7 protein-coding genes and 1 pseudogene are annotated in these 9775 nt (G+C 68.3%); 6 read left to right on the top strand and 2 right to left on the bottom strand.

Going from position 1 to position 9775, the window contains the following annotated elements; genetic code table 11:
• From VGP60_RS18180 to VGP60_RS18155, 6 genes and pseudogenes are all read left to right on the top strand, one after another.
• Positions 1-210: pseudogene (locus VGP60_RS18180) on the top strand (MFS transporter); the annotation flags it as partial.
• Entirely contained in the window at positions 207-335 is a 129-nt protein-coding gene (locus VGP60_RS18175; protein ID WP_327549206.1) for an MFS transporter small subunit, read from the top strand. The pseudogene VGP60_RS18180 and the gene VGP60_RS18175, both read left to right, overlap by 4 nt.
• Before the next feature lie 23 nt (positions 336-358).
• Positions 359-787, top strand: a complete 429-nt coding sequence (locus VGP60_RS18170) for a VOC family protein (protein ID WP_327549205.1) — start codon at positions 359-361, stop codon at positions 785-787.
• Complete coding sequence (locus VGP60_RS18165) at positions 784-1548, top strand: SDR family NAD(P)-dependent oxidoreductase (RefSeq protein ID WP_327549204.1); 765 nt, start codon at positions 784-786, stop codon at positions 1546-1548. Before VGP60_RS18170 ends, VGP60_RS18165 begins: the two co-directional genes overlap by 4 nt.
• An 87-nt stretch (positions 1549-1635) precedes the next feature.
• Positions 1636-3072 (top strand): LCP family protein, encoded by a 1437-nt coding sequence (locus tag VGP60_RS18160; protein WP_327549203.1) that lies wholly within the window; start codon positions 1636-1638, stop codon positions 3070-3072.
• Between the two features lie 89 nt (positions 3073-3161).
• Positions 3162-5663, top strand: coding sequence for a M14 family zinc carboxypeptidase (locus VGP60_RS18155; protein WP_327549202.1), 2502 nt, complete (start codon positions 3162-3164; stop codon positions 5661-5663).
• A gap of 60 nt (positions 5664-5723) precedes the next feature.
• On the opposite strand, the gene VGP60_RS18150 is transcribed toward VGP60_RS18155, so the two are convergent.
• Positions 5724-8030, bottom strand: a complete 2307-nt coding sequence (locus VGP60_RS18150) for an FdhF/YdeP family oxidoreductase (protein ID WP_327549201.1) — start codon at positions 8028-8030, stop codon at positions 5724-5726.
• Positions 8027-9388, bottom strand: coding sequence for an MFS transporter (locus tag VGP60_RS18145; protein ID WP_327549207.1), 1362 nt, complete (start codon positions 9386-9388; stop codon positions 8027-8029). Before VGP60_RS18145 ends, VGP60_RS18150 begins: the two co-directional genes overlap by 4 nt.
• Positions 9389-9775 lie beyond the last annotated feature (387 nt).

The following is a 9775-nucleotide window of genomic DNA, read 5'->3' as shown; positions in this document are numbered from 1 at the left end:
CTCGGGCCGCTGATCGTCAACCGGATCGCGGACAGCGAGAAGGCCGCGGGCAAGGTGGGCCCGGACCTCTACACGATGTCGTTCTACATCATGATCGGGCTGCTGATCGTCGGTTTCATCGCCAACGAGCTGGTCCGGCCGGTCAACCCGAAGTTCCACGAGCCGGCGCAGGGCGCTGTCGGCGCGACAGCGGGAAGTGAAGCGAAATGAGTGAGCAGCCGCAGGTACGCAGCCGGACCGGGCTGATGGCGCTGGCGTGGCTTTGGGTCGCGGTGCCGTTCGCTTACGGTGTCTATGAACTCGTCCGCAAGGTCGTCCAGCTGTTCGGCGGCTGAGCGACTTCGAAGAAGGGACCTAGATGACCACGTCCGTCCGCCCGGGTTTCCACCTGGCGATTCCCGTCGATGACCTGGCCAAGGCCCGCGCCTTCTACGGTGAGGTCCTCGGCCTGCCCGAAGGGCGCTCGGCCGAGGCGTGGGTGGACTGGAACTTCCACGGCCACCAGGTGGTGACCCATGTCGTACCGGGTGCGCGCGCCGAAGCCGGCCGCAACCCGGTCGACGGGCACGACGTTCCCGTGCCGCACTTCGGGCTGATCCTCTCGGTCGAGGAGTTCCAGGTGCTGGCCGGGAAACTGCGCGACGCGGGCACCGAGTTCGTCATCGAGCCGTATCAGCGGTTCGCGGGCGAGCCGGGGGAGCAGTGGACGATGTTCCTGCACGACCCGGCCGGGAACGCCTTGGAGTTCAAGGCTTTCCGGGACGAGTCGCAGCTGTTCGCGAAGTGAGTGGCCGGGGCGTCCTGGTCACCGGCGCGTCGCGCGGGATCGGCCGCGCGGTCGCGTCGGCGTTCGCCGAGCTCGGTGATCGCGTCGCGGTGCACTACGGCTCGAATCTGTCCGACGCCGAGGCGACACTGAAGGCCTTGCCGGGTGGCGGGCATGTCCTGCTCCACGGCGACCTGGCCGATCCCGTTGCGGCACAACGGATCGCGGACGCCGCCGAGGAGGCTCTCGGCGGCGTCGACGTGCTCGTGAACAACGCCGCCGTGGCACCCACCGAAGCCAGCGCGCATCGCGTGGCCGAAGTGTCCTATGAGGACTGGCAGAACGTGTGGCGGCGCACTGTCGACGTCAATCTCCTGGGTGCGGCCAACGTGACTTACTGCGTGGCGCGCCACCAGATCGCTCGCGGTGTCGCCGGGCGGATCGTGAACGTCGGCTCGCGGGGCGCGTTCAAGGGCGAACCCGATCATCCGGCGTACGGCGCGAGCAAGGCCGCACTGCACGCGTTCGGTCAGTCACTGGCTGTTTCACTGGCGCCGCACGGGATTTCGGTCACCTCGGTCGCGCCGGGCTTCATCGCGACCGACAGGCAGGCCGTCAAGCTCGCCGGAGCGTCCGGAAACGTCGTGCGCTCACAGAGCCCGTTCGGGCGGGTCGGCGAACCGGAGGAGGTCGCCGCCGCGGTCGTTTACCTGGCTTCGGCGGACTCGACCTGGGCTTCGGGCACGATACTCGATCTGAACGGCGCCTCCCACCTGCGGTGATCACTGTGAGCTGGGTCACCGGAGTCAACAAAATGAGACTTTCTCGCGTCTAGGGACTGACAAGATCCTTGGCGAACGGAGATTCCCGTGGTGTGGCGCATCGGCGGGAAGGTCGTCGTCGTGCTCGTGGCCTCCAGTGTCTTCGGGGCGACGGCGTACGGCTATTCGACGTTGACCTCGCTGGAGACGGGCCTGATCCGCTCCGACGTGATCGGTGGCGGCCACGAAACCCCGCCCGGTGAGCAGCCCGCGGATGGCGCCGTCGACATCCTGCTGGTCGGACGCGACGCGCGGGAGGACAACCAGGGCCGTCCGCTGGCGCCGGAGGTCCTGCGGGAGCTGCGGGCGGGGGCGAACGGTGACGACCTCACCGACACGCTCATCGTGCTCCGCATCCCGAACGGGCAGCAGCAGGTCAAGGCGTTCTCGATCCCCCGCGATTCCTATGTGGACCTTCCTGACAAGCTGGGGAAGAACAAGATCAACGCCGCCTTCACGCTCGGAAAGCTTGCCGCCGCCGGCAAGCTGCGCAAGGAAGGCGTCACCGACAAGGCCCGGATCGGCACCGAGTCCGTGACGGCCGCTCGCCGCGCGACCAGGCAGGTCGTCGAGGATCTCAGCGGCGTGACCATCGACCACTACGCCGAAGTCAACCTGCTGAGCTTTTACGAGATCAGCAAGGCTGTCGGCGGGGTCGAGGTCTGCCTGAACCGGGCGACCAAGGACAAGGACTCCGGTGCGGACTTCCCGGCGGGCAAGCAGATCATCGCGGGAGCGGACGCGCTCGCCTTCGTGCGCCAGCGGCACGACCTCCCCGACTCGGACTTCGACCGCGTGCGGCGTCAGCAGACCTTTCTCGCCTCCCTCGCCAAAACCATCCTGTCCGGCGGCACGCTCGCCAACCCCGCCAAGCTCTCGGACCTGATCAGCGCGGTCAAGAAGTCCGTCGTGCTCGATGACGGGTGGAACATCCTCGACTTCATCCAGCAGATGAAGGGTCTTTCCGGTGGGGCGATCGAGTTCGCGACCGTGCCGGTGGTCAACAAGGATTACCGCTACGACCCGCAGAACCCGCGCTACACGGCGGTGAAGGTCGATCCCGCGCAGATCAAGTCCTTCGCCAGGGACCTGATCGGCGCGCCAGCGCCTCCCCTGCCTCCGGCGCAGGGGTCGACCGTCGACGTCTACAACACGAGCACCAAGGCCGGGCTCGCCGGGCGGGTGGCGGCCGAGCTGACCAAGAACGGGTTCATCGAAGGCACCGTGGATCAGCAGGCGTCGCGGAAGACCTCGCTCGTGCGGTTCGGCGCGGCGATGGCCACGAAGGGGGCCGAGGTGGCGAAGCTGCTGGGTGGGTTGACCACGCAGGTCTCCGCGGACGTTCCCGCCGGGCATATCGAGGTCCTGTTGGGGCAGGTCTATTCGGGGCCGGGTGCGAACGCGACCGGCGGAGGTTCGCCGTCGGGACAGGGACTCGCCGTCGCGGACCCGATCACCGCGGGCGGCGGCAACTGCATCAACTGAGGCGTTTACCAGGTCGAAACGGCTGAACTCCTTGCCAAGTCTTTAGCGGGACGAAAGACTCTCTTTACTTTCGCTCCTGGAGGTCTGCCGTGCGGTTGTCGCGCCTGCTGGTCGCTGTCGTCCTCGTCCTCACCGCGTCGGTGACCCCGGCCCAAGCGGTGCCGATCGGCCCCGGTCAGCACCGGGATCCGGGCAACGGCGCGGAACGCAACGAGGTCGCGGCGACGGATCCGCCGCTGAGCACTCTGTCCGCGCCCACCGGGGAAAACCGGGCCCACGGCCAGGGGTATCCGCGCCGGACGGAGCTGCGGGTGTATCCGGAAAACCCCGCGGACAAGGCGATCAAGCTCGGCCTGGTGCCGTACCACGCGATCGCGCCCGCGCTGAACAGCTTGCAGGCACGCAGCAACCGGGTGTCGGTCGAGGTCGTCGGGCAGTCGACGCTCGGGCGCGACCTGTACCTGGTGACCGTGACCGCGCCGGAGAGCGCCGCGGAGACCCGGCGCCAGGACCGGTGGCGGGCCCAGATCGAGGACGATCCGAAGGCCGCCGCCCGCGATCGGCAGCTCGCCAGGGACTACAAGGCGCCGGTGTGGATCAACGCGAACATCCACGGTGACGAGTGGGAGGGCACCGACGGCGCGTTGCGGGTCATCGAGCGGCTCGCGACGACGTCGGACCCCGAGCAGAAGCGGTTGCTCGAGCGCACGCGGATCTACTTCACGGTCACCAACAATCCCGACGGGCGCGTCGCGGGTACCAGGGCGAACGGGGCCGGGTTCGACGTCAACCGGGACCACATAACGTCTACGCAGCCGGAATCCAGGGCGGTGCGCGACGTGGTGATCGGCACCCAGCCGCTGGTGCTGCTCGACGAACACGGGTACACCGGCACGACCCTGATCGAGCCCGCGACCCCGCCGCATGGCCAGAACTACGAGTACGACCTCTACATCAAGCACGCCTACCCGAACGCGCTCGGCATGGAGAAGGCGATCGGTGAGCTCGGCTACCCGGAGACCGCCCGTGCCGACATCCCGTTCCGCGACTTCCCGCCGGGGGAGTGGGACGACTGGCCGCCGATCTTCACCCCGATGTACTCGATGTACCACGGCGCCGTCGGGCACACGGTCGAGGTTCCGTTGCGGGTCAACAGAACCGACTACGACACGTTGCCCGTCGAGGAGCTGCGGCGTCGCTCCGTGGTGAACACCGACGTCTCGGCGGCCACCATCAAAGCCGCTGTCGAGTACGTCGACGAGAACCGCGGCTCGCTGATCGCCGACCAGATCGAGCTGTTCCGGCGCGGCTGGGAAGGCGCGGGTTCACCGTCCATTTCGGACGGTTTCGTTCCCGGATTCGGGCCGGAGGACCGGTATTCGACGAAGTTCCCGCGCGCGTACGTGATCCCGGAGGGCTCCGGTCCTGCCGCGGCGCGCCTTGTCGACCAGTTGGTGGCCAACGATGTCCGGGTGGGGCGGGCGAAGACGCCGTTCGCGCTGGCGGGCAAGCGGTACCCCGCCGGTTCGTACGTCGTCGACATGCACCAGCCGAAACGCGGGCTGGCCAACGTGATCCTCGAGGACGGCAAGGACATCTCGGCGGATGTGCCGCAGATGTACGACATCTCCGGCTGGAGCCATCGGCTGCTGTGGGGCGCGTCGGTCGACATCGTGAAGTCCGAGACGCCCCGGGTGTGGACCACGCCGGTCACAGCCGCGGCCCCGACCGGCGGCGTGGACGCCGTGCTGGGCAGGGATCTGGCGCTCGCGCTCACCGACGGCAAGGACGTGCTGGCGGTGAACACCTTGCTGGGGCAGGGGTTGCCGGTGCACCGGCAGGCCGACGGCACAGTGGTCGTACCCGCTTCGGCCCGCGGCGGCGCGCTCACGGTCGCCAGGGAGATGGGCGTGCGGTTCACCACGGCCGGTCCTGGACCGCGCGGTCCGCTGCTGCACCGGCCGGTGATCGCCGCGGCGGTGTCGGCCGACGAGCTGTCGGTGTTGCGGGAACTGGGTTTCGAGGTGCGGCCGGTGTCCACCGCGGTGCTCAACGCGGGCTTCGACTTCAGCCGGGTGGACACGCTGTTCGTGTCGGCAGGCCTGTCGTACGGTGCTTTGAATGCCGCCGCCAAGCAGTCGCTGACCGCGTTCCTGGCCCGTGGTGGCGTGGTGACCAGAGGTGCGACCGGCTCGGCCTTCAACGCCGCGACGGGACTGCTACCGGTGCGCGCGGTGGCCGGTCGTGGTGACGCGAACGGCGTCGTGACGGTGACCAACGGCGCGGGCGTGGTGGGCGCCGGTTCCCCGGGCCACTCGTTCGTCTACTCGCCGCAGTGGTTCACCGATCTCGGGCCGGGTGTGGTCGCCGAGCAGCGCTACGGGGCGGGGAAACCCCTTGTGGCAGGCCATTGGCTGCCGAGCGACGCGGGCAACGGACAGGCTGAGGCGGCCGGTGCCGCGGCCGTGGTGTCGGGAACCTCGGGCGCGGGTGCCCGGGTTGTGCTGTTCGGTACCGAGCCACTGTTCCGCGGCCACCCGAAGGGCCTGTTCGCCCAAGTCGGCAAAGCCGTCTTCTGGGCCGCGGGCTAAGTGGGTGGGTCGTGAGTGGCTACGAGTGTTAGAACACTCGTAGCCACTCACGAGCAACGCTTAGGTGGTGGGCTCCAGGCGGATCACGATGGCCTTCGACACCGGCGTGTTCGAGGTGTCGGCGACGGCGTCCAGTGCGACGAGGGCGTTCGCCTCGGGGAAGTACGCCGCAGCGCAGCCGCGAGCCGTGGGATACGAGACCACGCGGAACTTCTCGGCCCGGCGGTCACCGCCGCGCCACTCCGACACGAGGTCGACGATCTGGCCGTCCGCGACGCCGAGTTCGGTGATGTCGTCCGGGTTCACGAACACCACGCGGCGGCCGTCCTCGATACCGCGGTAGCGGTCGGAAAGGCCGTAGATCGTGGTGTTGTACTGGTCGTGGCTGCGCATGGTCTGCAGCAGCAGCCTGCCCTCGGGCACCACCGGCCACTCCAGGTCGCTGGCGGTGAAGTTCGCCTTGCCGTTCTTGGTGCCGGTGAACTCGCGGGCGTCGCGCGGCGCGTTGGGGAGGACGAAGCCGTCCGGCAGGCGCACGCGGGCGTTGAAGTCCTCGCAGCCGGGCACCACGCGCGAGATGCTGTCGCGGATCCTGTCGTAGTCGCGTTCGAACTCGGCCCAGGGCACCGCGTGGCCTTCGCCGAACAGCGCCAGCGCGAGGCGGGAGACGATCGCGACCTCGGAGATCAGGTGCTCGCTCGACGGCTTGAGCCTGCCGCGTGAGCTGTGCACGACCGACATCGAGTCCTCGACGGTCACGAACTGCTCGCCGGTCGCCTGGACGTCACGCTCGGTGCGGCCCAGCGTCGGCAGGATCAGCGCCGTGCGGCCGTGGACGACGTGCGAGCGGTTCAGCTTGGTCGACACATGGACGGTCAGCTCGCACGACTTCAGCGCGCGCTCGGTGAGTTCGGTGTCCGGGGTGGCGGAGGCGAAGTTGCCGCCCATCGCGAAGAAGACCTTGCCCTTGCCGTCCCGCATCGCGCGGATCGAGTCGACGGTGTCGAGGCCGTGGTCGCGGGGGATCGGGATGCCGAATTCGTCCGAGAGCGCGCTCATGAACTCTTCGGGCATCTTCTCCCAGACACCCATCGTCCGGTCGCCCTGGACGTTGGAGTGGCCGCGGACGGGGCACAGGCCCGCGCCGGGCTTGCCGATCATGCCGCGCAGCAGCGCGACGTTCGCGATCTCCTTGATCGACGGCACGGCGTGCTTGTGCTGCGTCAGGCCCATCGCCCAGCAATAGATGGTGCGCTCGGAGTCGACGAGCAGGTGCGCGATGCGCTCGATCTGGTCGCGCGGGAGGCCGGTGGCTTCGCCGACGGCGTTCCAGTCGAGGTCGCGGACCTGCTTCACGTAGTCCTCGAAACCGTCCGTCGACGCGTCGATGAACGCCTGGTCGACCACGCTGCCGGGGGACTGCTGTTCCCACTCCAGCATCAGATGGCCGAGCGCCTGGAACAGCGCGAGGTCGCCGCCGAGGCGGATCTGCGCGAACTCGTCGGCGAGCGGGGTGCCGTTGCCGACGACGCCGCGGACCTTCTGCGGGTTCTTGAACCGCATCAACCCGGCCTCGGGCAACGGGTTCACCGCGACGATCTTGGCGCCGTTCTTCTTGGCCTGCTCCAGCGCGGAGAGCATCCGCGGGTGGTTCGTGCCGGGGTTCTGCCCGACGACGACGATCAGGTCGGCCTGGTGGATGTCGGCCAGGCTCACCGAGCCCTTGCCGATGCCCGTGGTCTCCGACAGCGCGGCGCCCGACGACTCGTGGCACATGTTGGAGCAGTCGGGCAGGTTGTTCGTGCCGAACGAGCGCACCATGAGCTGGTAGGCGAACGCGGCTTCGTTGCTGGTGCGGCCCGAGGTGTAGAAGATCGCCTCGTTCGGGTCTTCGAGCGCCTTCATCTCGCCGGCGATCAGGTCGAACGCGCCGTCCCATGAGATGGGTTCGTAGTGGGTGGCCCCGTCGCGCAGCACGAACGGTTCGGTGATGCGGCCCTGCTGGCCGAGCCAGTAGTCGGTCTTGCCGCGCAGTTCCTCGATCGTGTGCTTCGCGAAGAACTCACGGCCGACACGGCGTTTGGTGGCTTCTTCCGCGACGGCCTTCGCGCCGTTCTCGCAGAACTCGGCGACGTGGCGGTGGCCGCCGTCGGCCTGCTGCGGTTCGGGCCACGCGCAGCCGGGGCAGTCGAAGCCCTCGCGCTGGTTCAGCAGGCGCAGTGTGCGGATGGTGCGGCCGGTGCCCATCTGTTCCACACCGCGGACGAGCGACGTCGCGACTCCCGGTATTCCGGCGGCCCAGCCCTTGGGCTTGCCGACCTGGATCCGGCTCTCGTCGATGTCGTCTTGGGGCGCATTACGGGTCACGTACTTATCGTGCGCTCACGATTGTCGCCGCGCATCCGAGGGGCGATTTTGAGGCCCCGATCGAGGACGGTGACCGTGAGTAGCACCACACCGACGGCGGTCAAAGCCCAGGCCAGGTGGTGCAAGCCGGTTGAGCTCGCGTGGGGGCCGAAGCACAGCGCGATCAGCGTCGACGCGGCGATCGCACCGAGATATTGGGCGGTCCGGAACAGCCCGCTGGCGGTGCCCATCTGGCCCGCGGGAGCCTCGCGATACAGGGTTGTCTGGTTAGTCACACTGGTCAGTCCTTGCGCCAGTCCGAAGACCGCGCCGACCACGATCAGCGCGCCGATCCAGGTGCCGCCGTCGACCCAGAGCAGCAGCGCGGAGCCCGCCGTCAACGCCGCCGCGGTGAGGATCAGCCTGGCCCGCACGCCGGTCGTCTTGCCCGAGTACGCGGCCGCCGCCACGGCCACGACGGACATCGGCAGCAGCATCGCCCCGGCCGCCGACTCGCTCAGCCCGCGGCTCGACTCGAGCCACTGGACGTAACCGAACATGATCGCGTAGATGATCAGGTACGACAGCGCCTGCCGCAGATAGGTACGCAGGATCGCGCTGTTCGCCGCGAGCATCCTCAGATCCAGGAACGGCTTCCGGGCGCGCAGTTCGACGAAGGTGAACGCGGCGCCGAGGACGACGGCGATGCCCAGCAGGTACAGGTTGCCCGCCTGCGGGTCCATCACGTAGAAGAGCACGGCCAGCAGCGTCAGCGAGAAGAGCGCGATCCCGGCGACGTCGATGCCGCCCGCCGGCTTGGCTTCGGCCGGGCGGGCGTCGCGCGGGACCCATCGCAACGCGAAGATCATCGCGAGTCCGGCGAGCGGGATGTTCACCGCGAAGATCGCGGGCCAGCCGAACAGTCCGATGAGCGCGCCACCGAGGGTCGGGCCGATGACCATGATCGTCTGCGAGGAGATCGACAGCACCGAAAGCACGCGGGCGGGTACGTCTTGCCCGGTCGCTTCGGCGTGCTTGCGCAGCACGGCCATCGCGGCGGGGAACCCCGCGCAGGTGCCGAGGCCGAGGATCACGCGGACGCCGATCAACCACCCGATCGAGATCGGGAACAGCCCGGCGGTCCCTGCCACCGCGACGATCGCCGCCCCGGTCAGCAGCACCTTGCGGGCGCCGAAGCGGTCCACGAACAGGCCCACCACCGGCTGGCCGACGGCGGTCGCGAGGTACAGCGCGGAAATCAGCCACGCCGTCTGCCCGGGTCCGGCGCCGAAGCTGAGCCCGATCGGCACGAGCGCGACGGCGATGAGGGTCGAATTGATCGGGTTGAGGATCGCGCTGGCGACCAGCGGGGTGACCATCTTCGGGCTGAAACGAGTGGCGGTCCGGGTGGGCGTGGGGGCTCCCTGAGGTGTGCTCGTCACGGATACTAAGGGCATACACACAGTCTAGACTGTTTAATCGCCCTTGAACACATGCCGGTGCTCACGCCAAACCCCGCCATCTGTCGACAGCAATGCCACTGACTTAAGCTGCCCGAGGTGTCAGCCGGATGTTCGGTGGGTCCGCGTACCTTGCTTCTCGGTGGTCGGCTCGTTTGGTGAGTTTCGCTCCGACTTGCCGTCGTTTGACGACGCGTGGGTATGCGCGTAGTCGTCGTTTTGGGTTGGGTCGCTCAGCAATTTCAGCTAGCGCTTCGGCGAAGAGTTTGTCAGCGTGTTGAGGGGGGAAAATCCGCGTCATTGGTG

Origin of the sequence: Amycolatopsis sp. (assembly GCF_036008905.1) — a bacterium.
Taxonomy (GTDB): domain Bacteria; phylum Actinomycetota; class Actinomycetes; order Mycobacteriales; family Pseudonocardiaceae; genus Amycolatopsis.
Note: the sequence above shows the minus strand (reverse complement) of the source record. Positions and strands in the feature narration are given on the sequence as shown.